We start from the raw sequence: 18,066 nt of genomic DNA, 5'->3' as shown, positions 1-18,066 counted from the left end.
CGGGTCAGTCCGTCACCGCCGCGTGCACCAGCCGCCGCAGCTCGGGGAACACCTTCAGCCTCTTCGGGCGCACCTGGCTCATGAACTGCACGGTCAGGTCGTGGGCCGGGTCGACCCAGAACGCGGTGGTGGCCACGCCGGTCCAGCCGTACGTGCCCGGGTGGGACGGGGCCAGGGTGCGGGCCGGGTCGGTGACGACGGAGACGTTGAAGCCGAAACCGAGGCCGTCCATGGCCGGTTCCCGGTGGACCGGGGCGCCGAAGGAGCGGATGGTGGCCCCGCCCGGCAGCTGGTTGCGGGTCATCAGGGCGAGCGTCCCCGGCGCGAGCAGCCGTACGCCGTCCAGCTCGCCACCGCGGCGCAGCATCTCCATGAACCGGTGGAAGTCGTACGCGGAGGAGACCAGGCCGCCGCTGCCCGACAGGAACCGCGGCCGGCCGCGCACCGGCAGGCCCGGCACCGGTTCGATCCCGCCCTCGTCCGTCTCGCCGTACAACTCGGCGAGCCTGCCCGCCTGTTCGGGCGTGATGTGGAAGCCGGTGTCGGTCATGCCGAGCGGGCCGAGGATCCGCTCGGCGAAGAACGCGTCCAGCGGCTGCCCCGAGACCACCTCGATGACCCGGCCCAGCACGTTGGAGGCGACCGAGTAGTTCCACTGGGTGCCCGGGTCGGCCTGCAGCGGCATGCGCGCGTAGACCTCGACGGTCTCCGCGAGGTCCTTGCCCGGCGGCACCGAGTACTCCAGGCCCGCCTCGCGGTAGAGCGCGTCCACCGGGTGGCGGTGGTAGAAGCCGAAGGTCAGGCCCGCGGTGTGGGTGAGCAGATGCCGGATCAGGATCGGACCGGCGGCCGGGCGGGTGCGCACGCCGGCGCCCGAACCCTCCACGTACACACGGGGGTCGGCGAAGGCGGGCAGATGACGTTCCAGCGGGTCGTCCAGGGACAGCCGGCCCTCCTGCACCAGCAGCAGCACCGCGACCGCGGTCACCGGCTTGGTCATCGAGTAGATCCGCCACAGCGTGTCCGGCTCGACCGGCAGCCCGGCGGCCACGTCCCGCAGACCGTACGTGGTCAGGTGCGCGACCCGGCCGCCGCGGGCCACGGCCACCAGACAGCCGGGCAGGCGTCCCGCGTCGACGTGCTCGGCGAAGTGCCGGTCCAGGCGGTCCAGCGCCTCGGCGTCCAGCCCCGCCTCCGCCGGCTCCACGTCCTGTCGCAGCAGTCCCATCGCTCTCCTCCGGTCGCGTCGTCCCCGATGCGTCCCGACTCCCGCGCGGGCCCGCACCCACCTCTCATCGTCGCGCAGGACGCCTGGTCGGGAGGGGCCCATCCGGGGTGTGTGTGATCGATTCGACGTTGTGCGTGGAGGGCAGGGCACCGGCCGGGGGCGCCGCCCGTGGGGCCGGTCGGCGCTGCGGGCGGGGTGGGGGCCGGCTTCTCGCGGCGGTCCTTCTCAGGAGGGCGGGGGAGCACCGGCCGGGGCCGGTGTCCGCGAGGGCGTGCTCGCGGCCGGCGAGGTGGGGCGAGCGCGGGCGGGCAGCGCGAGGGCCGCCGGGACGGCGAGGGCGGTCAGGGCCGCCAGGGCGAGCAGGGCCGGGCCGGTGCCCGTGCCCAGCAGGGCGGTCGGGCAGGCCACGCCCACGGCGGGGCCGACGTTCAGCGCGGTCTGCCGCAACCCGCCCGCGACCCCGGCCACCGTCACCTCCGCCCGCCGCACGATCACCTGCGTGGCCGCCACCATCACCGTGCCGCACCCGGCGCCCAGCAGTTCTCCTGCCCCCTGCTCGCCGGCGGCGGGGGAATGGACGGGTAACCGCCGGGGGTTGACCCGGGTATGACTCAGGACTCCTCGCAGGACGCGCTGCTCGGCCTCCTCTCCGCGGGACACGCCGGCGTACTGGTCACCCTCAGGCGCGACGGGCGCCCCCAGCTGTCCAACGTCAGCCACGCCTACGATCCCGAGGAGCGGATCATCCGGATCTCGGTCACCGACGACCGCGCCAAGACCCGCAACCTGCGCCGGGACCCGCGCGCCTCGTACCACGTCACCAGCGACGACCGCTGGGCGTACACCGTCGCCGAGGGCACGGCCGAGCTGACGCCGGTCGCCGCCGACCCGCACGACGAGACCGTCGAGGAGCTGATCCGGCTCTACCGGGACGTCCTCGGCGAGCACCCGGACTGGGACGACTACCGCGCCGCGATGGTCCGCGACCGCCGCCTGGTGGTCCGGCTGCGCGTCGAGCGGGCGTACGGCATCCCGAAGGGCTGACCCCGGGGCGGCCCCGCGGCCGCCCGCCCGCTCACGGCGCCTCGGCGGTGCGCGTCTCGATCGCCCGCAGGACGGCGACCATGTCCTCGCCGCCGTACCCCCGCGCCACCGTCTCCTCGAACAGGGTGTGGCAGACGTCGAGGAGCGGCGAGGCGATACGGGCCTTGCGGGCGGCCTCGGCGATCAGCCGGTTGTTCTTGAGCACGTCCAGCGCCGCCGCCTGCACCGCGAAGTCCCGCTCGCGCAGCTTGGGCGCCTTCATCCGGGACACCGCGCTGGCCATCGGGCCCGCGTCCAGGACGTCCAGGAACAGCCGGCGGTCCAGGCCCTGCCGCTCGGCGAAGTGGAACGCCTCGGTCAGCCCGGTCACCTGGGTGATCAGGAAGATGTTCACCGCCAGCTTCATCAGCAGCGCACCCGGCACCGCACCGCACGCGAACGCCTGCCGGCACACCGGCGCGAGCAGTGGCCGTACGGCTGCCACGGCGGCCTCCTCCCCGGCGAGCATGGCCACCAGCTGCCCCTGTTCCGCCGGCACCCGGGACCCGGAGACGGGCGCCTCGACATACCGGCCGCCGGCGGCGCGGATCGCGCTCTCCAGGGCGTGGGAGTACTCCGGCGAGGTCGTGCCCATGTGGACCACGGTCCGGCCCGCCACCCGCGCGGCCAGTGCGGGCGTGCCCCGGCCGAGGACCTCGTCCGTCGCCGTCTCGTCGGCGAGCATCAGCAGCACCACCCCGGCCCGCGCGAACACCTCGCCGGCGTCCTCGGCGACCTCGGCGCCGGCCGCGCGCAGCGGCTCCGCCCGCTCCGGGGTCCGGTTCCAGACCACCAGGGGTGTGCCGGCCGACGCCAGGCGCAGGGCCATGGGCCGCCCCATCACTCCGAGACCGATGAATCCGACGTGCATGGCTGGCCGCCCTCCGTGCCCCGGGTCGACTATGACAACGGTCATAGTAGCCGCCGCTATGACGCCGGTCATACAGTGGCGGCGGAGGAACGGAGGTCGACGATGACGCAGGCGCGGCGCGGACCGCGGGAGCGGATGGTGTTCAGCGCGGCTCAGCTCATCCGGCGGCAGGGGGTCACCGCGACCGGCATGCGCGAGGTCGCCGCGCACGCGGACGCGCCGCGCGGCTCCCTCCAGCACTACTTCCCGGGCGGCAAGGAGCAGCTGGTCAACGAGGCGGTCGCGTGGGCCGGCCGGTACGCGGGCAAGCGGGTCGCCCGCTTCCTCGCGGGGCTCGACCGGCCGACGCCGAGCGGCCTGTTCGCGGCGATGGCCGCCCAGTGGGCCGACGAGTACGCGGCGGACGGCTTCGCGGCGGGATGCCCGGTCGCCGCCGCCACGGTCGACTGCGCCACGTCCGGCGACTCGACCCGGGAGGCGGCGGCCACCGCGTTCGCGACCTGGCGGGGCCCGGTCGCCGAGGCGCTGTCGGACATGGGCGTCCCCCCGGCCCGCGCCGAGTCCCTGGCCACGCTCATGATCAGCACGCTGGAGGGGGCCATCCTGATGGCACGCGCAGAGCGGGACGTACGGCCCCTCACGACGGTCGTGGAGGAACTGCGCCCCCTGCTGGACGCCGCCACGGGCCCCGGAGACGAGGGCCGCCGCACCCGCCCGTGAAACCGTCAGCCGGCCGCCCGCTCCGCCGTCAGATAGGCGATCACCATGTCACCGAGCATGGTCCGGTAGTGCTGACGCTGCGCCGGGTCCACCAGGTCCCGGCCGAACAGGGCGCCGAACGTGTGCCGGTTGGCGACCCGGAAGAAGCAGAACGAGCTGATCATCGCGTGCAGGTCGACCGCGTCCACGTCGGCCGTGAACAGCCCGGACTCCTGCCCGGCAGCGAGGATGCGGCGGATCACGTCCAGCGCCGGGGAGCCGATCCGGCCCAGCTTCTCGGAGGCCGCGATGTGCTCGGCGCCATGGATGTTCTCGATGCTGACCAGCCGGATGAAGTCCGGGTGCCGCTCGTGGTGGTCGAAGGTCAGCTCGGCCAGCCGCCGGATCGCGGCCACCGGGTCCAGGTGGTCCACGTCCAGCTCCTGCTCGGCGTCCCGGATCACCCCGTACACCCGCTCCAGCACGGCCGTGAACAGCTGCTCCTTGCCGCCGAAGTAGTAGTAGATCATCCGCTTCGTGGTACGGGTGCGGGCGGCGATCTCGTCCACGCGGGCGCCGTCGTAGCCGGCCCGCGCGAACTCCTGCGTGGCCACGTCGAGGATCTCGGCCTTGGTGCGGGCGGCGTCGCGCGCCCGCCCACCGGGTCGTACCGGTTCGTCGACGCTGGTCATCGCTGTCCTTCGGGCCGTGAGGCGCCGGTGCGGCGCGCTCGTACGCGTGCCGGTGATTGTAGAAGCAGGGCTCCGGCACCCGGCGGCCCAGCACGCGGTGCGCGGCTTCACTGGCGGCTGACCGCGCGGGTGACGCCGGCGATCACCGTCGTCGCCAGGATCCAGCCGGTGAGGACGAGGACGTAGGCGAGCACCTGGTAGCCGCCGCGCGGCGCGAACGCGGAGTCCTGCCCGAAGGAGATCACCGGCAGCAGCAGGTCGAGCGTGTAGAACACCGGCTGGAACGGCGGGGCCTCGTCCGCCTTCAGCGGCAGGGGGTGGTGCAGCGCGAAGGCGACGGAACCGAGCGCGAGCAGCGACAGCAGCCAGCCGGCGGCGCGCAGCGGCCGGAAGCCGTAGCCGACGGTGACGTCCTGGAGCAGGCCCCACAGCCGGCCGTACCAGGGGAGCGTGCGGCGGTGCCGGCGCTGCTTGGCGAGCTGCACCAGCCGGGCCGCGTGGTCGTCGCCGACGCGGCGGTAGGCGGCCGTCAACTGCTCGTAGGCGTGCGGGGTGTAGCCGTCGCGGTCCCGCTCCAGCACGGGCAGCCGGCGCTCGGCGGGTTCGTGCGGGACCAGGGAGGTGTACGACAGGTGGTTGAGGAGCACCTCGCCGGGCGCGCACTCCGGCTCCAGGAACAGGACGTCGATCTGCGCGCGGCGCAGGTTGAGGGCGCCGTCCATGGGCGGCCCCTTGCGCAGCCACAGCTCGCCGATGGCCGTGCTGCTGGCCCGCAGCGCCGAACCGCCCGGATGCGACAGGGCGGTGTACGACAGGTCGAGCCGTCCGGCTATCCGGGCGCCGCGCAGGCCCGTCGAGCCGCGCACCTGCGCGTACCGCACCAGCATGTCGCCGCCCACGGCGAAGGTCTCCGCCTCCAGCGCGGCGTGCCCGGGGTTGTCGAGCCGGGCCTCGGCGAGGTTGACCGATCCGGCGACGGTCGCGCCGCTCAGCCGTGTCTGCCCGCGGGTGCGCAGCCCCGGCGCCCACAGGTCGGCGCCGATCGCGGCCTGGTTGAGCTGGAGCACCGGCTCCTGCGCGTCCGGCGCGGCCACCTCGGCGCCCTCCAGGTACAGGCTGCCGGCGATCCGGGCGCCGCCCAGCCGCACGATCCCCGTGCACCGGGCCCGGGTCAGCCGCACGGCACCGTCGACCTGGACGGCGTGGGCGACCAGTCCGGGCAGGACGGACTCGCTGAGGTTGAGTTCGCGCAGCCGGGCGGCGTGGTACCGCGGGGCCTCGTCGAAGTGGCAGTGTCGCAGCCGCACGGGGTGGTCGACGGTCGCGTACTGCAGGTCCAGCCGGCCCGTGATCCGGGCGCCCGCCAGACTGAGCGCGGCCGTCTCGCCGTCCTGCCGCGGGCCGCCGAGGAGCAGTGCCCGCAGCACCCGGGCCCGCACGGTCCGTCCGGCGCCCCAGTCCGCCCCGTCGGCGGGGTCCTCGTCGGGTGACTCCCGGAAGTCCACGGCCTCCCCGCGCGGGAAGGCCCGCCACACCCGCTCCTCGGCCGCCGTCAGGTCGCTGATCTCCACCAGCGGGACTCTCACCCGAGGGGCGGGCGGCTGTCAATCCGCCCGGACGGACGGGGGGTTGAACACGAGGGCCCCCGGTTCCGCTGTCGGCGGACCCGGGGGCACACGGCTGTGCGGTGCCGGCTACGGCCTGACGTTCCACTCCGTGATCACCGGACGGTCGTGTTCCGTCGACAGACGGCTGACCGTGCCGGTGGCCAGCTGGAACAGCCGGCCCTCGGCGGGCGGCAGGCCCAGGCGGCGCGCGGTGAGCACGCGCAGGAAGTGGGCGTGGGCGACGAGGACCACGTCGCCCTCGGCCAGGGCCGGGGACAGGCGGGCCAGGACCCGGTCGGCGCGCGCGCCGATCTCCTGCGGCGACTCGCCGGGGTGCCCTTCGGGGCCGGGCGGCACGCCGTCGGTCCACAGGTCCCAGTCGGGCCGGGAACGGTGGATCTCGGCGGTGGTGATGCCCTCGTAGCCGCCGTAGTCCCACTCGTGCAGGTCGGGGTCGGGCACGACCCCGGGTATGCCCGCCAGTTCGGCGGTGCGCAGGGCGCGGCTCAGCGGACTGGCGAGCGCCAGGGCGTAGGTCCGTCCGGTGAGGAGCGGGGCGAGGGACTTGGCCTGTTCCTCGCCGTGCTCCGTGAGGGGCAGGTCGGTCCAGCTGGTGTGCTGTCCCGACAGGCTCCACTCCGTCTCACCGTGGCGGACCAGCAGGAGGTCCCCCACGGCAGGTCAGCCCTTCTTCTCGACCGCGTGGCCGCCGAACTGGTTGCGCAGCGCGGCGATCATCTTCATCTGCGGGGAGTCGTCCTGCCGCGAGGCGAACCGGGCGAACAGGGACGCGGTGATCGCGGGCAGCGGCACGGCGTTGTCGATGGCCGCCTCGACGGTCCAGCGGCCCTCGCCGGAGTCCTCCGCGTAGCCGCGCAGCTTCTCCAGGTGCTCGTCGTCGTCCAGGGCGTTGACCGCGAGGTCCAGCAGCCAGGAACGGATGACCGTGCCCTCCTGCCAGGAGCGGAACACCTCGCGGACGTTCTCCACCGAGTGCACCTTCTCCAGCAGCTCCCAGCCCTCGGCGTAGGCCTGCATCATGGCGTACTCGATGCCGTTGTGGACCATCTTGGAGAAGTGCCCGGCGCCGACCCGGCCCGCGTGGACGTAGCCGTACGGGCCGTCCGGCTTGAGCGCGTCGAAGACCGGCTGGAGCCGGTCCACGTTCTCCTTGTCGCCGCCGACCATGAGCGCGTAGCCGTTCTCCAGGCCCCACACACCGCCGGAGACACCGGCGTCGACGAAGCCGATGCCCTTGATGCCGAGCGCGGCGGCGTGCTTCTCGTCGTCCGTCCAGCGGGAGTTGCCGCCGTCGATCACGGTGTCGCCGGGGGACAGCAGGTCGCCGAGTTCGTCGATGACGGTCTGGGTGGCCGTGCCGGCCGGGACCATCACCCACACGTGGCGGGGCGCGTCGAGCTTCTCGACCAGTTCGGCGAGGCTCTTGACGTCGGAGACCTCAGGGTTGCGGTCGTAGCCGATGACGGTGTGGCCGGCGCGGCGGATCCGCTCGCGCATGTTGCCGCCCATCTTGCCGAGACCGATGAGACCGAGCTGCATGATCAGTTCTCCGATGCGTTCTTGAGAGTGCGGTAGGCGGCGACGAGGGCGGTGGTGGACGGGTCGAGACCCGGCACGTCCGCGCCTTCGGTGAGGGCCGGTTCGACGCGCTTGGCGAGCACCTTGCCGAGCTCCACGCCCCACTGGTCGAAGGAGTCGATGTTCCACACCGCGCCCTGGACGAACACCTTGTGCTCGTAGAGGGCGATCAGCTGGCCGAGCACCGACGGGGTCAGCTCGGCGGCGAGGATGGTGGTGGTGGGGTGGTCGCCGCGGAAGGTGCGGTGCGCGACCTGCTCCTCGGCCACGCCCTCCGCGCGGACCTCCTCGGCGGTCTTGCCGAAGGCCAGCGCCTGGGTCTGGGCGAAGAAGTTGGCCATCAACAGGTCGTGCTGGGCCTTGAGTTCCTCGCTCAGCTCGCCGATGGGCCGGGCGAAGCCGATGAAGTCGGCCGGGATCAGCTTGGTGCCCTGGTGGATCAACTGGTAGTAGGCATGCTGGCCGTTGGTGCCCGGGGTGCCCCAGACGACCGGGCCGGTCTGCCACTCCACCGGATTGCCGTCGCGCTGCACCGACTTGCCGTTGGACTCCATGTCCAGCTGCTGGAGGTACGCGGTGAACTTCGACAGGTAGTGCGAGTACGGCAGCACCGCGTGGGTCTGGGCGTCGTAGAAGTTGTCGTACCAGATGCCCAGCAGGCCCAGCAGCAGCGGCGCGTTGGCCTCGGCGGGCGCGGTGCGGAAGTGGTCGTCGACGATCCGGAAGCCGTCCAGCATCTCGCGGAACCGGTCCGGGCCGATGGCGATCATCAGGGAGAGCCCGATCGCGGAGTCGTACGAGTACCGCCCGCCGACCCAGTCCCAGAACTCGAACATGTTGTCCGGGTCGATGCCGAACTCGGTGACCTTCTCCGCGTTCGTGGACAGCGCCACGAAGTGCTTCGCCACGGCCTTCTCGTCGCCGTCGAAGGCCCTCAGCAGCCAGGAACGGGCGGAGGTGGCGTTGGTGATCGTCTCGATCGTGGTGAACGTCTTGGACGCCACGATGAACAGCGTCTCGGCCGGGTCCAGGTCGCGGGTGGCCTCGTGCAGGTCGGAGCCGTCCACGTTCGACACGAACCGGAACGTCAACTCCCGCGCGGTGTACGGGCGCAGCGCCTCGTAGGCCATCGCGGGGCCGAGGTCGGAGCCGCCGATGCCGATGTTGACCACGTTCCGGATGCGCTGGCCGGTGTGCCCGGTCCACTCGCCGGAGCGGACCCGCTCGGCGAAGCCGGCCATCTTGTCGAGCACGGCGTGCACCTTCGGCACGACGTTCTCGCCGTCGACCTCGACCACCGCGTCCCGGGAGGCGCGCAGCGCGGTGTGCAGCACCGCCCGCCGCTCGGTGAGGTTGATCTTCTCGCCGCGGAACATGGCGTCCCGCAGCGCGAACACGCCGGTGGCGGTGGCGAGTTCCTGGAGCAGGGCCAGGGTCTCGTCGGTGATCAGCTGCTTGCTGTAGTCGATGTGCAGGTCACCGACCCGCACGACGTACCGCTCGGCGCGGCCGGGGTCCGCCGCGAACAGCTCGCGCAGGTGCGGCTGGCCCTGGGCGCGGTGGTCGGCGAGGGCCGTCCACTCGGGCCGGTGGGTGAGCTTGGGGTACTCGGCCATCTCAGGCGTTCTCCTTGGTGCCCTCGCCCTGGAGGGCGATGGCGTACATCTCGTCCGCGTCGAGGCGGCGCAGTTCCTCGGCGATCAGTTCGGAGGTGGGGCGGACCTTCAGGGCGAGGGTGCGCGGCGGCTGGCCCGGCAGGGTCAGCGTGGCCAGCGGGCCCTCGGGGCGGTCGACGACGATCTCGCCGTTCGCCGTGCCGAGGCGTACGGTCGTCACGAACGGGCCGGCGCTGTGCACCCGGTCCACCGGGACGCCCAGGCGGACCCGGAGCCAGCGGGCGAGCAGCTCGGCGCTGGGGTTGTCGGCCTCGGCCTCGACGGCCGCCGAGGTCACCTTCACGCGGGCCTGGTCCATGGCGGCGGCCAGCATCGACCGCCACAGGGTCAGCCGGGTCCAGGCCAGGTCGGTGTCGCCGGGGGCGTAGGTGCGGGCCCGGGCGTTCAGGACGTCCAGCGGCCGCTCGACGGCGTACAGGTCGGTGATCCGGCGCTGGGCGAGCGCGCCCAGCGGGTCCTTGGACGGGGCCTCGGGCGCGTCCACCGGCCACCACACGACCACCGGGGCGTCCGGCAGCAGCAGCGGCAGCACCACCGAGTCGGCGTGGTCGGACACCTCGCCGTAGGTGCGCAGCACCACCGTCTCGCCGGTGCCGGCCTCGGAGCCGACCCGGACCTCGGCGTCCAGCCGCGAGTGGGTGCGGTCGCGCAGGGTGCGGGCCTGCCTGCGGATGACGACCAGGGTGCGCGAGGGGTGCTCGTGCGAGGCCTCCTCGGCCGCCTTGATCGAGTCGTAGGCGTTCTCCTCGTCCGTGACGATGACCATCGTCAGGACCATGCCCACGGCGGGCGTCCCGATGGCGCGGCGGCCCTGCACCAACGCCTTGTTGATCTTGCTTGCCGTGGTGTCGGTCAGGTCGATCTTCATGGCCTGCGCCAGCTCCGTCCGTCTCGTGCGAGCATCTCGTCGGCTTCACTCGGTCCCCAGCTGCCCGACGCGTACTGCGCCGGCCTGCCGTGCGACGCCCAGTAGTCCTCGATCGGGTCGAGGATCTTCCAGGACTCCTCCACCTCCTGGTGGCGGGGGAACAGGTTGGCGTCGCCGAGCAGTACGTCCAGGATGAGCCGCTCGTACGCCTCCGGGCTCGACTCGGTGAACGACTCGCCGTAGGCGAAGTCCATCGAGACGTCCCGGATCTCCATCGACGTGCCCGGCACCTTCGAGCCGAACCGCACGGTCATGCCCTCGTCCGGCTGGACGCGGATGACGATCGCGTTCTGCCCCAGCTCCTCGGTGGCGGTGGAGTCGAACGGCGAGTGCGGGGCCCGCTTGAAGACCACCGCGATCTCGGTGACCCGGCGGCCGAGCCGCTTGCCGGTGCGCAGGTAGAAGGGGACGCCCGCCCAGCGGCGGTTGTCGATGCCCAGCTTGATCGCGGCGAAGGTGTCGGTCTTCGACTTGGGGTCGATGCCGTCCTCCTGGAGGTAGCCGACGACCTTCTCGCCGCCCTGCCAGCCGGCCGCGTACTGGCCGCGCACGGTGTGCCGGCCCAGGTCCTCCGGCAGCCGCACCGACTTCAGCACCTTCAGCTTCTCGGTGAGCAGCGCCTCCGCGTCGAACGCGATCGGCTCCTCCATGGCGGTCAGCGCCATCAGCTGGAGCAGGTGGTTCTGGATGACGTCCCGGGCGGCGCCGATGCCGTCGTAGTAGCCGGCCCGGCCGCCGATGCCGATGTCCTCGGCCATGGTGATCTGCACGTGGTCGACGTACGACCGGTTCCAGATCGGCTCGTACATCTGGTTGGCGAAGCGCAGCGCCAGGATGTTCTGGACGGTCTCCTTGCCGAGGTAGTGGTCGATGCGGAACACCTGGTCCGGCTCGAACACCTCGTGCACGATCGTGTTCAGCTCACGCGCGCTGTCCAGGTCGTGCCCGAACGGCTTCTCGATGACCGCGCGCCGCCAGGAACCCTCCGGCGGGCTGGCCAGGCCGTGCTTCTTCAGCTGCTGCACGACCTTCGGGAAGAACTTCGGCGGCACCGAGAGGTAGAAGGCGAAGTTGCCGCCGGTGCCCCGGGAGGAGTCCAGCTCGTCGACGGCGTCCTTCAGCTGCTTGAACGCGGTGTCGTCGTCGAAGTCGCCGGGGATGAACCGCATGCCCTCGGCGAGCTGCTGCCACACCTCCTCGCGGAACGGGGTGCGGGCGTGCTCCTTCACGGCGTCGTGCACGACCTGCGCGAAGTCCTGGTCGGCCCAGTCCCGGCGGGCGAACCCGACGAGGGAGAAGCCCGGCGGCAGCAGACCGCGGTTGGCCAGGTCGTACACGGCCGGCATCAGCTTCTTGCGGGACAGGTCGCCGGTCACCCCGAAGATGACCAGGCCCGACGGCCCGGCGATGCGGGGCAGCCGGCGGTCCCGGGCGTCCCGCAGCGGGTTCACCCAGTCGGCGGCCGGGGCCACCGGCACGCGCACCTCCTCGGGTGCGGGCGCCTGGGCGGGTGCGTTCTCGGTCATCGGGCGTCAACTCCCTTGCTCTTCAGGGACTTCGCAACGGCGTCCAGGAGGTCCTGCCAGGCCACCTCGAACTTGGCGACACCCTCGTTCTCCAGCTGCCGGACGACCTCGTCGTAGGAGATGCCGAGCCGCTCGATGGCGGCCAGGTCGGCACGGGCCTGCGCGTAGCCGCCGGTCACCGTGTCACCGGTGATCTCGCCGTGGTCGGCGACCGCCTTGAGCGTGGCCTCCGGCATGGTGTTGACGGTGCCCGGCGCGACCAGCTCGTCCACGTACAGGGTGTCCTTGTAGGCGGGGTCCTTCACACCGGTGGACGCCCACAGCGGGCGCTGCTTGTTCGCCCCGTCCGCGGCGAGCGCCGCCCAGCGGCCGGAGGCGAAGACCTCCTCGTACGCCTCGTAGGCGAGGCGGGCGTTGGCGAGGGCCGCACGGCCCTTGAGGGCGAGGGCCTCGTCGGTGCCGAGGGCGGTCAGCCGCTTGTCGATCTCGCTGTCCACGCGGGAGACGAAGAAGGACGCCACGGAGTGGATCGTGGCGAGGTCGACGCCCCGCTCGCGGGCCTTCTCCAGGCCGGCCAGGTAGGCGGCCATGACCTCGCGGTAGCGCTCCAGGGAGAAGATCAGGGTCACGTTGACGCTGATGCCGAGCCCGATGACCTCGGTGATCGCCGGCAGGCCCGCCTTGGTCGCCGGTATCTTGATCATCACGTTGGGCCGGTCGACCAGCCAGGCCAGCTGCTTGGCCTCGGCGACGGTGGCCTCGGTCTCGTGGGCGAGCCGGGGGTCGACCTCGATGGAGACGCGGCCGTCACGGCCGCCCGAGGCGTCGTACACGGGACGCAGGACGTCGGCGGCGTCCCGCACGTCGGCGGTCGTCATCATCCGTACGGCCTCGTCGACCGTCACCCCGCGTACGGCGAGGTCGGTCAGCTGCTCCTCGTAGCCCTCACCGGAGCCGATGGCGGCCTGGAAGATGGACGGGTTGGTGGTGACACCGACGGCACTTCCGCTCGCCACCAGCTCGGCGAGGCTGCCCGAGGTGATCCGCTTGCGGGACAGGTCGTCCAGCCAGATGGACACCCCCTCGTCGGCGAGGCGCTTGAGGGCTCCCGGGGTGGGGATTGCTTCGGTCACTGTGCTCATCTCTCTTGTCGTGCATCTTCGGTGCGTCGGTGTGCTTGGTGTGCTTGGTGTGCTTGGTGGTGCGTCGGTGTCAGGCGCGCGTGGCGGCGAGCGACTCGCGGGCCGCCGCGGCGACGTTCTCGGGGGTGAAGCCGAACTCGGCGAACAGGGTCTTGGCGTCGGCGGAGGCACCGAAGTGCTCCAGCGAGACGATGCGTCCGGCGTCACCGACGAACCGGTACCAGGTCAGGCCGATGCCGGCCTCGACGGCGACCCGGGCCTTCACGGCCGGCGGCAGCACCCGCTCGCGGTACTCGCGCGGCTGCTCCTCGAACCACTCCACGGACGGCATGGACACCACGCGCGTGCCGATCCCCTCGGCCTCCAGCCGCTCCCGCGCGGCCACGGCCAGCTGCACCTCGGAGCCCGTCGCGATGATGATCACCTCCGGGACCTCCGTCGAGGACTCGCGCAGCACGTAGCCGCCCTTGGCCGCGTCCGGGTTCGGCGCGTACACCGGCACGCCCTGGCGGGTGAGCGCGAGCCCGTGCGGGGCGGGGTGCGTGGCGTGCCTCTTCAGGATCTCGGCCCAGACGATCGCGGTCTCGTTGGCGTCCGCCGGGCGGACGACGTTCAGGCCCGGGATGGCGCGCAGCGAGGCCAGGTGCTCGACCGGCTGGTGGGTGGGGCCATCCTCGCCGAGGCCGATGGAGTCGTGCGTCCACACGTACGTCACCGGCAGCTGCATCAAAGCCGCCATCCGCACGGCGTTGCGCATGTAGTCGGAGAACACCAGGAAGGTGCCGCCGTAGATCCGGGTGTTGCCGTGCAGGGCGATGCCGTTCATCTCCGCGGCCATGGAGAACTCGCGGATGCCGAAGTGCACGGTACGGCCGTACGGGTCGGCCCCGGGCAGCGGGTTGCCCTCCGGCAGGAAGGAGCTGGTCTTGTCGATGGTGGTGTTGTTCGACCCGGCGAGGTCGGCGGAACCGCCCCACAGCTCGGGCAGGACCGGGCCGAGCGCCTGGAGCACCTTGCCGGAGGCGGCGCGGGTGGCGACGGACTTGCCCTCCTCGAAGACCGGGATGCTCTCCTCCCAGCCCTCGGGCAGCTCGCCCTTGCTGACGCGGTCGAACAGCGCGGCCCGCTCGGGGCTGGCGGCACGCCACTCGGCGATCCGCTTGTCCCAGGCCGCGTGCGCCTCGGCACCCCGGTCCAGGGCCCGCCGGGTGTGCTTCAGGACGTCGTCGGCGACCTCGAAGGTCTGCTCCGGGTCGAACCCGAGGAGGCGCTTGGTGGCGGCGATCTCGTCCTCGCCGAGCGCGGAGCCGTGCGCGGCCTCGGTGTTCCGGGCGTTCGGGGCCGGCCAGGCGATGATCGTGCGCATCGCGATGATCGAGGGCCGCTCGGTCTCGGCCTGGGCGGCCTTCAGCGCGGCGTGGAGGGCGGGGACGTCGATGTCACCCTCGGCGGTGGGCTCGACGCGCTGGGTGTGCCAGCCGTAGGCCGCGTACCGCCCCAGCACGTCCTCGGAGAAGGCGGTCGCGGTGTCGCCCTCGATGGAGATGTGGTTGTCGTCGTAGAGGAAGACCAGGTTGCCGAGCTTCTGGTGGCCGGCGAGCGAGGAGGCCTCGGCGGAGACGCCCTCCTCCAGGTCGCCGTCGGAGACGATGGCCCAGACGGTGTGGTCGAAGGGGGAGGTGCCGGCGGGCGCCTCCGGGTCGAACAGGCCGCGCTCGTAGCGGGCGGCCATCGCCATGCCGACGGCGTTGGCGACGCCCTGGCCGAGCGGGCCGGTGGTGGTCTCCACGCCCGCGGTGTGCCCGTACTCGGGATGGCCCGGGGTCTTCGAGCCGTGCGTGCGGAAGGCCTTCAGGTCGTCCAGCTCCAGCTCGTAGCCGGCGAGGAACAGCTGCGTGTAGAGGGTCAGCGAGGTGTGGCCGGGGGAGAGGACGAACCGGTCACGGCCGGTCCACTCCGGGTCGGCCGGGTCGTGTCGCATCACCTTCTGAAAGATCGTGTACGCGGCAGGCGCCAGGCTCATCGCGGTGCCCGGGTGTCCGTTGCCCACCTTCTGCACCGCGTCGGCCGCCAGAATTCGGGCGGTGTCCACGGCACGCCGGTCGAGGTCGGTCCACTCGAAGCTCTCGGAAGTCTGCGTAGTCATCTTCAAGAAGTCCTCGTTCAGTGCGGGATGGCTGGCCGGACGCGTTCAAACTTAAAAGTCTGACTTTTTCGGGGAAAGGTCGGGGTGTGTCAGCCTGTGGTGAATCTGGGACAGTGATCACGCGACAGAGATAGGAAGAACCGGGCATGACGGGCATAAGACACCAAGGTGAGGGTGACGTGATCAGAACGTTCCCCTTCCCGGCCGATCTGGCCGTCGGCGGCGTCGGCATGCAGATCGGCCCGATGGGCACCGACCACCGCTGGCACGTCGACGCCCCCCTGCACCGCGTCCACCGTATCGACTTCCACGTCGTCATGCTCTTCACCGGCGGCCCGGTACGGCACATGATCGACTTCGCCGAGTACGAGGCCGCCGCCGGAGACCTCCTGTGGATCCGCCCCGGACAGGTCCACCGGTTCTCCCGTGACTCCGTGTACCGCGGAACCGTCCTGACCATGCAGCCCGGCTTCCTGCCCCGCGCCACCGTCGAGGCCGCCGGCCTGTACCGCTACGACCTGCCGCCGCTGCTGCACCCCGACCCCGCGCAGCTGGCCGCGCTGCACGCGGCCCTCGACCAGCTGCGCCGCGAGTACGAGGACACCGAGACGCTCCCGCCCGGCCTGCACACGGCGGTCCTGCGGCACAGTCTGACCGCGTGCCTGCTGCGCCTCGCCCATCTCGCCACCAGCGCGGCCGAGACCTCCCGGCAGCACACCGACAGCACCTTCACCCGCTTCCGGGACGCCGTCGAGCGGGGCTTCCCCACCAACCACAGCGTCAGCGCCTACGCCGACGCCCTCGGTTACTCCCGCCGCACCCTCGTCCGCGCCGTCCGCGCGGCCACCGGCGAGACGCCGAAGGGCTTCATCGACAAGCGCGTCGTCCTGGAGGCCAAGCGCCTCCTCGCCCACACGGACCTGCCGATCGGCCGCGTCGGGGTGGCCGTGGGCTTCCCCGACGCGGCGAACTTCTCGAAGTTCTTCCACCTGCACACCGGGCAGACACCGGTGGCGTTCCGGGCGGAGCTGCGCTGAGCGCCCGCGTGGACGAGGGTGTCCGCCCGGTGCCGGATCCGGCGCGCCTCGTGCGGGCACGGCCGGTGGGGCCGCATGACGGCGGCGCCGGGGGCCGACGTCCACGTGCACGTCGGCCCCCGGCGCCGCGGGCCCGCCCGGTCAGTGACCGAAGTCGAACCAGTTCACGTTCACGAAGTCGGCCGGCTGGCCGCTGGTGAAGGTGAGGTAGACGTCGTGCGTGCCGGTCACCGCGCCGATGTTGGCCGGGACCGTCCGCCAGGACTGCCAGCCGCCCGTGTTGCCCACGGCGAAACTGCCGACGGGCGCGTTGCCGCGGCTGTCCAGACGCACCTCGACCAGGCCGCTGACCCCGCCGGCCGCACCGCTCGCGACCCGGGCGTAGAACTGCGTGGCCGCCGTGGAACCGAAGTTCACGCCCTTGTACAGCGCCCAGTCGCCGTTCGCGAGGCTCCCGATGTCCTGGCCGCCGCCGGTGTCCGTGGTGGTCTCCGTGACGACGCCGGACTGACTGTCGTACGACTCGGCCTGGACGGGGCTGTAGGCGTCCCGGTTGCCCGTCGGCGGGGGCGTGGTGCCGCCGCCCGAGGACCGCAGGACCTGCACGTAGTCGACGACCATCGGGTGGCCCGGCTCGGTGCCGCCGTCCGGGCCGCCGCCGAACGCGGCCGGGAAGCCGCCGCCCATCGCGACGTTGAGGATGAGGAAGTAGCCGTGGTTCGTGGCGTTCGCCCACGTCGTCGCGTCGACCTGGTTCGCCCGCACGGTGTGGAAGTTGACGCCGTCGAGGTAGAAGCGGATCTCCTCGGGGCTGGTCGAGCGGTCCCACTCCATCGCGTAGGTGTGGAAGCCGGCCTGACAGGTGGTGCCGGTGCAGGAGGTGGAGTTGCCGATGCCGGAGGTCTCGTTGCACGGGCCGCCCGGGTTCGTGCCGCAGTGCATCGTGGCCCAGTCGGTGTTCAGGCCCTGGACGTTCTCCATGATGTCCAGCTCGCCGATGCCCGGCCAGTTCCAGTAGTTGCCGCGGAACGGCGCGCCGAGCATCCAGAACGCCGGCCAGTAGCCCTTCGCGGCGGCGCCGGTGACGTTCGGCATCTGGATGCGCGCCTGGACGCGCAGCTTCCCGCCGGCCGGGGGCTGGAAGTCGGTGCGGGTGGTCTCGATCCGGCCGGAGGTCCAGTTGCCGGAGGCGTCGCGGCGCGGGGTGATGAGCAGGTTGCCGTTCCCGTCGAGCGCGACGTTGCCGGTGCTCGACGTCATCGTCTCGACCTCGCCGGTGCCCCAGTTGGCGGCCCCGCCGGGGTAGGAGGTTCCGGTGTCGTACTGCCAGTCGGCCGTGTTGACGCCCGAGCCGGCCGCGCCGTTGAAGTCGTCCACGAAGACCTGCGTCCAGCCCGAGGGCGGGGTGGGCGCGGACGCGTCGGCGGGTGCGGTGGAGGCCGTGGCGAGGGCCGCGGCCAGGCCGAGCGTGGCGACGGCGGCGGTGAACGCGCGCCGCAGCGGGCGGGGTCTGGGGATGCCGGAGGATGCGCTCATGGGGAGCCTCTCGGTACGGGTGTGTGCGGGGGTTTCGTGAGAGCGCTCTCACGCAGACTTCCCTGCGCTGCTTGAGAGCGCTCTCACGGTGCCGCCAATGTGCTCTCCGGCCCGGGGACCGTCAAGAGTTGAAGCAAGGAAAGTCCTTGTCGGGCAGGGCAGTTCACGGGGTGAAGCCACCCGTACCGGCGCAGACCGCGCCGCCCGCCAGTCGGCCCGGTACGGCTCCGGCACCGGTCCGCGGGGCCCCTTCCCGGGCGGGTCACGCGAGGCCCACCGCAGGGCCGGGCTCACCT

At 72.3% G+C, this 18,066-nt stretch carries 16 protein-coding genes; 3 read left to right on the top strand and 13 right to left on the bottom strand.

Annotated features, from left to right (window positions below):
* Positions 1 to 4: 4 nt before the first annotated feature.
* Entirely contained in the window at positions 5 to 1,228 is a 1,224-nt protein-coding gene (locus AB0947_RS24190; protein WP_366752430.1) for a serine hydrolase domain-containing protein, read from the bottom strand.
* A 225-nt stretch (positions 1,229 to 1,453) separates the two neighbouring features.
* On the bottom strand, positions 1,454 to 1,741 hold the full coding sequence (locus AB0947_RS24185; RefSeq protein ID WP_366752429.1) for a hypothetical protein: 288 nt from the start codon (positions 1,739 to 1,741) through the stop codon (positions 1,454 to 1,456).
* Positions 1,742 to 1,834: 93 nt separating this feature from the next.
* Between AB0947_RS24185 and AB0947_RS24180 the strand changes: the two genes are divergently transcribed.
* Positions 1,835 to 2,272 (top strand): PPOX class F420-dependent oxidoreductase, encoded by a 438-nt coding sequence (locus AB0947_RS24180; RefSeq protein ID WP_366752428.1) that lies wholly within the window; start codon positions 1,835 to 1,837, stop codon positions 2,270 to 2,272.
* Between the two features lie 31 nt (positions 2,273 to 2,303).
* Here the strand turns inward: AB0947_RS24180 and AB0947_RS24175 are convergent, their stop codons facing one another.
* Complete coding sequence (locus tag AB0947_RS24175; protein WP_366752427.1) at positions 2,304 to 3,182, bottom strand: NAD(P)-dependent oxidoreductase; 879 nt, start codon at positions 3,180 to 3,182, stop codon at positions 2,304 to 2,306.
* 102 nt (positions 3,183 to 3,284) lie between these two features.
* Here AB0947_RS24175 and AB0947_RS24170 point away from each other — a divergent pair, with 102 nt between their 5' ends.
* Positions 3,285 to 3,902, top strand: coding sequence for a TetR/AcrR family transcriptional regulator (locus AB0947_RS24170; protein ID WP_366752426.1), 618 nt, complete (start codon positions 3,285 to 3,287; stop codon positions 3,900 to 3,902).
* 5 nt (positions 3,903 to 3,907) lie between these two features.
* Here AB0947_RS24170 and AB0947_RS24165 read toward each other — a convergent pair whose 3' ends face one another.
* The 9 genes from AB0947_RS24165 to tkt all read right to left on the bottom strand — a co-directional run bounded on the left by AB0947_RS24165 (position 3,908) and on the right by tkt (position 15,197).
* Positions 3,908 to 4,573: a TetR family transcriptional regulator gene (locus AB0947_RS24165; RefSeq protein ID WP_366752425.1), complete on the bottom strand. Its 666-nt coding sequence runs from the start codon at positions 4,571 to 4,573 to the stop codon at positions 3,908 to 3,910.
* A 107-nt stretch (positions 4,574 to 4,680) separates the two neighbouring features.
* A complete protein-coding gene (locus tag AB0947_RS24160; RefSeq protein WP_366752424.1) occupies positions 4,681 to 6,144 on the bottom strand; it encodes a membrane-associated oxidoreductase in 1,464 nt (487 codons plus the stop codon).
* Positions 6,145 to 6,267: 123 nt separating this feature from the next.
* Positions 6,268 to 6,855, bottom strand: a complete 588-nt coding sequence (locus tag AB0947_RS24155) for a histidine phosphatase family protein (RefSeq protein WP_366752423.1) — start codon at positions 6,853 to 6,855, stop codon at positions 6,268 to 6,270.
* Positions 6,856 to 6,861: 6 nt separating this feature from the next.
* The gene (gene gnd, locus AB0947_RS24150) at positions 6,862 to 7,740 is read right to left on the bottom strand and encodes a phosphogluconate dehydrogenase (NAD(+)-dependent, decarboxylating) (protein WP_366752422.1); all 879 of its coding nucleotides are present in this window, start codon (positions 7,738 to 7,740) and stop codon (positions 6,862 to 6,864) included.
* A 2-nt stretch (positions 7,741 to 7,742) separates the two neighbouring features.
* Positions 7,743 to 9,395: a glucose-6-phosphate isomerase gene (gene pgi, locus AB0947_RS24145; protein WP_366752421.1), complete on the bottom strand. Its 1,653-nt coding sequence runs from the start codon at positions 9,393 to 9,395 to the stop codon at positions 7,743 to 7,745.
* Between the two features lies 1 nt (position 9,396).
* Entirely contained in the window at positions 9,397 to 10,323 is a 927-nt protein-coding gene (opcA, locus tag AB0947_RS24140; protein ID WP_366752420.1) for a glucose-6-phosphate dehydrogenase assembly protein OpcA, read from the bottom strand.
* Positions 10,320 to 11,909: a glucose-6-phosphate dehydrogenase gene (gene zwf, locus AB0947_RS24135; protein ID WP_366752419.1), complete on the bottom strand. Its 1,590-nt coding sequence runs from the start codon at positions 11,907 to 11,909 to the stop codon at positions 10,320 to 10,322. Before zwf ends, opcA begins: the two co-directional genes overlap by 4 nt.
* Positions 11,906 to 13,051, bottom strand: coding sequence for a transaldolase (gene tal, locus AB0947_RS24130; RefSeq protein ID WP_366752418.1), 1,146 nt, complete (start codon positions 13,049 to 13,051; stop codon positions 11,906 to 11,908). The genes zwf and tal overlap by 4 nt, the downstream gene beginning before the upstream one ends.
* Before the next feature lie 70 nt (positions 13,052 to 13,121).
* Positions 13,122 to 15,197, bottom strand: a complete 2,076-nt coding sequence (tkt, locus tag AB0947_RS24125) for a transketolase (protein WP_366752417.1) — start codon at positions 15,195 to 15,197, stop codon at positions 13,122 to 13,124.
* A gap of 146 nt (positions 15,198 to 15,343) precedes the next feature.
* Here tkt and AB0947_RS24120 point away from each other — a divergent pair, with 146 nt between their 5' ends.
* Positions 15,344 to 16,234 (top strand): AraC family transcriptional regulator, encoded by an 891-nt coding sequence (locus AB0947_RS24120; protein WP_366752416.1) that lies wholly within the window; start codon positions 15,344 to 15,346, stop codon positions 16,232 to 16,234.
* A gap of 141 nt (positions 16,235 to 16,375) precedes the next feature.
* Here AB0947_RS24120 and AB0947_RS24115 read toward each other — a convergent pair whose 3' ends face one another.
* Positions 16,376 to 17,770 (bottom strand): glycoside hydrolase family 16 protein, encoded by a 1,395-nt coding sequence (locus AB0947_RS24115; protein ID WP_366752415.1) that lies wholly within the window; start codon positions 17,768 to 17,770, stop codon positions 16,376 to 16,378.
* Between the last annotated feature and the right edge of the window lie 296 nt (positions 17,771 to 18,066).

Origin of the sequence: Streptomyces sp. NPDC047841, from assembly GCF_040704085.1 — a bacterium.
GTDB lineage: Bacteria > Actinomycetota > Actinomycetes > Streptomycetales > Streptomycetaceae > Streptomyces > Streptomyces argyrophylli.
Note: the sequence above shows the minus strand (reverse complement) of the source record. Positions and strands in the feature narration are given on the sequence as shown.

Excerpts from the sequence above, each read along its gene's own strand:
- AB0947_RS24190 (WP_366752430.1), bottom strand. The coding sequence starts at position 1,228 with ATGGGACTGCTGCGACAGGACGTGGAGCCGGCGGAGGCGGGGCTGGAC.
- AB0947_RS24185 (WP_366752429.1), bottom strand. The coding sequence starts at position 1,741 with ATGGTGGCGGCCACGCAGGTGATCGTGCGGCGGGCGGAGGTGACGGTG.
- AB0947_RS24180 (WP_366752428.1), top strand. The coding sequence starts at position 1,835 with ATGACTCAGGACTCCTCGCAGGACGCGCTGCTCGGCCTCCTCTCCGCG.
- AB0947_RS24175 (WP_366752427.1), bottom strand. The coding sequence starts at position 3,182 with ATGCACGTCGGATTCATCGGTCTCGGAGTGATGGGGCGGCCCATGGCC.
- AB0947_RS24170 (WP_366752426.1), top strand. The coding sequence starts at position 3,285 with ATGACGCAGGCGCGGCGCGGACCGCGGGAGCGGATGGTGTTCAGCGCG.
- AB0947_RS24165 (WP_366752425.1), bottom strand. The coding sequence starts at position 4,573 with ATGACCAGCGTCGACGAACCGGTACGACCCGGTGGGCGGGCGCGCGAC.
- gnd (WP_366752422.1), bottom strand. The coding sequence starts at position 7,740 with ATGCAGCTCGGTCTCATCGGTCTCGGCAAGATGGGCGGCAACATGCGC.
- pgi (WP_366752421.1), bottom strand. The coding sequence starts at position 9,395 with ATGGCCGAGTACCCCAAGCTCACCCACCGGCCCGAGTGGACGGCCCTC.
- opcA (WP_366752420.1), bottom strand. The coding sequence starts at position 10,323 with ATGAAGATCGACCTGACCGACACCACGGCAAGCAAGATCAACAAGGCG.
- zwf (WP_366752419.1), bottom strand. The coding sequence starts at position 11,909 with ATGACCGAGAACGCACCCGCCCAGGCGCCCGCACCCGAGGAGGTGCGC.
- tal (WP_366752418.1), bottom strand. The coding sequence starts at position 13,051 with ATGAGCACAGTGACCGAAGCAATCCCCACCCCGGGAGCCCTCAAGCGC.
- tkt (WP_366752417.1), bottom strand. The coding sequence starts at position 15,197 with ATGACTACGCAGACTTCCGAGAGCTTCGAGTGGACCGACCTCGACCGG.
- AB0947_RS24120 (WP_366752416.1), top strand. The coding sequence starts at position 15,344 with ATGACGGGCATAAGACACCAAGGTGAGGGTGACGTGATCAGAACGTTC.
- AB0947_RS24115 (WP_366752415.1), bottom strand. The coding sequence starts at position 17,770 with ATGAGCGCATCCTCCGGCATCCCCAGACCCCGCCCGCTGCGGCGCGCG.